The 2,643-nt window shown below is 51.5% G+C and carries 3 protein-coding genes; all 3 read left to right on the forward strand.

Going from position 1 to position 2,643, the window contains the following annotated elements; genetic code table 11:
* Positions 1-1,037, forward strand: a 1,037-nt coding sequence (gene gltX / locus LBJ25_07115) for a glutamate--tRNA ligase (GenBank protein ID MDR1453722.1), incomplete at its 5' end; no start/stop codon positions are given.
* Positions 1,034-1,708 (forward strand): 1-acyl-sn-glycerol-3-phosphate acyltransferase, encoded by a 675-nt coding sequence (locus LBJ25_07120; protein MDR1453723.1) that lies wholly within the window; start codon positions 1,034-1,036, stop codon positions 1,706-1,708. The genes gltX and LBJ25_07120, both read left to right, overlap by 4 nt.
* A 132-nt stretch (positions 1,709-1,840) precedes the next feature.
* Positions 1,841-2,643 (forward strand): hypothetical protein (locus tag LBJ25_07125; GenBank protein ID MDR1453724.1); only part of this gene is annotated, 803 nt, incomplete at its 3' end.

Genomic DNA, 2,643 nt, shown 5'->3' on the forward strand with positions numbered 1-2,643 from the left:
GCGGACTGCGCTGGCTGGGCTTAAACTGGGACGAGGGGCCGGAAACCGGCGGGGAATTTGGCCCGTATTTTCAGACGCAGCGTTTGGAGATTTACAATAAATATTTAGCGGAATTGCTGGCTAAAAAAGCGGCTTACGAAAAAGACGGCGCGCTGTATTTTAGGTCTACAGACCCGGACGGCAATATCGAGGATTTTGTGATCCGCCGCTCGGACGGTCTGCCGGTTTATAATTACGCGGTGGTTATCGACGACGCGCTGATGCAGATCACGCATATTATCCGCGGCGACGATCATCTCTCCAACACTCCGCGGCAGGTGATGATCTACAAAGCGCTGAATTTTGCTGTGCCGAAAATCGTCCATGTGCCGATGATCCTGGGGCCGGACGGTCAGCGTTTGAGCAAGCGGCACGGCGCGACCTCTGTCGAGGAGTATGCCAAACAGGGCATCCTGCCCGAGGCTATGGTTAATTATCTGGCGCGTCTCGGTTGGGCGTACAAAGATCAGGAATTTTTTACGCGCGCGGATCTGCTGGAAAAATTTTCCCTGAACAAAGTCGGCAAATCAGCGGCGATTTTTGACAACAAAAAATTAGAATGGCTGAACGCCGAGCATATTAAAAAAGCCGCTCTGTCCAGACTCAAGGATTTTTTGCCGCCGGAGTATTTGCAGCAGCCCAAGATCGACCAGATCTTAACTTTGAGCCAGTCGCGCCTGAAAACAGTCGGGCATATCGCCAAAAGCTGCGCCTATTTTATAGAAAAAGAAATTGGCATACCGCCGGAACTGCGGGCTGAGGCGGACAGCGTCAAGCCGTATCTGCCGGAACTTGCCGCCGAATTAAAAAATACGGACTGGCGGCTGTCGGCCATCGAGAAAACCGTGCGGGATTTTGCCGCGCGAAAAAATTTGGCGGCCGGAAAAATTATTATGCCGCTGCGGATTATTTTGACCGGCTCCAATGTTTCACCCGGGATTTTTGAAGTCTTGGAACTGCTCGGCAAAGAATTGACCGTTGCGAGATTGAGTCAATGAGCGGCTGCTGGCGTCCCGCGCTACTCTGGATAGCCATAATCTTTTCCATGCCGCTGGGAATTTTGCCGCTGCTCTGCACGGCGTTTTTTCTGCCCAGGCGGACGCGCTGGATCGCGGTGTTTTGGGGCAGATTTCTGCTCTGGATTTCCGGTTTCCGCGTGACAGTGCGGGGGCTGGAAAATATTCCGCCCGGGCCGCTGATCATCGCCGCCAATCATACGAGTTATTTTGATATTTTTATCGCGCTGGGTTATTTGCCGCTGAATTTTAGCTTTGTGATGAAAGAAGAGCTTTTTAAAATCCCGCTCTTTGGCCGCGCGGTCAGGACGCTCGGCTATTTTCCGATCAGCCGGAAAAATCCCCGTAGCGCGGCGCGTTCTCTGGCGGCCATAGCGCAGTTTTTGCGCGGCGGCGGCGCTTTGCTGATCTATCCCGAAGGCACGCGCAACACCACGGACGCGCCGCTGCTGCCTTTTAAAAGCGGCATGGAACGCTTGGCCAGACAGGCGCAGACCGCTATCTTGCCGGTGGCCGTGCTTGGCGGCAAGGCGGTGCAAAAGCTGCCGTGGCGCACCAATTCTTTTACCGTTGTTATCGGAAGGCCGCTCAAGCCTGACACGGAAAATCTAACCGAAAAGGTGCGCGGCGCGCTGGAGGAAATGCTGAATTGACACAGCCGCGCCGCGTCCCGTAAAATAAAAACGGCAGACTCAAAAAGCTCAAGGAGGTGTTCCGGTCAGCGGCTAGGTCAGTTAAAAAAACATTTCCGAAAACCAAAGTTTTTGGAAAGAAAGGGCAGTAAAATGAACTTAAGAAAAGTAATTTTGAGCGCGGGAGTACTGACGGCGGCGGTTCTGGCCGGCGTGCTGGATACCAATGATGTGAAATTGAACACCACGCTGGGACTGGGCGCCAATCCAGCGGTCATCGCGGTCAATCAAGAACGCAAAGTCGAGGGCGGCACGATAATTCTCAATCAGCTTAGCCAGAGCGATCAGGTAAAATCGCCAAATCCTTCTCCACTCCTTTCATTAAATTTAATTCGCGGAAAAAACGTCAACTCGTCCAGTTTCAATGATGCCAGCAAATTTTTGTCATATACGGACACTTTGGCCGGCAACTGGCTCGCTGTGCGTTACAGATACGAGAGCAATTTGTATCCGAATTTTAACGCAACGTTATCGCTAGGCGCTATTCAGAGTACGCTTGATCCAGACTACAAAGCAAAAATAGATGTCTACCGTAAGGATGCGCTGGAGACAACTTCTCTGCTCTGGGCTAGAGAATTGGCCAAAGGTTTAACCGCCGGCGTGGAATTGGCAAGCAATGTTTATACGCTGAACACCAATATAAATTTCAATAAAGCGGCGAAAGCATTGCCGTTTGCTCTTTCTGACAGTAAAGCCTATGCGCAATCCGCGTCATACTACACGCTGACTCTGGGCGGCATTTATGATGTGGCGGACGATCAAAAAATTTCTCTGGCGCAGAAATTCAGTCAGGATAGAAACGTCCACACCGCCGACACCAACAACAGCAACGGCAAAGTAACCGACTATAATGAAGTCCTGGCCAATGAAACCGGTCTGGCCTACATATATAAAGT

Source organism: Candidatus Margulisiibacteriota bacterium, assembly GCA_031268855.1.
Taxonomy (GTDB): domain Bacteria; phylum Margulisbacteria; class Termititenacia; order Termititenacales; family Termititenacaceae; genus Termititenax.

Excerpts from the sequence above, each read along its gene's own strand:
- LBJ25_07120 (MDR1453723.1), top strand. The coding sequence starts at position 1,034 with ATGAGCGGCTGCTGGCGTCCCGCGCTACTCTGGATAGCCATAATCTTT.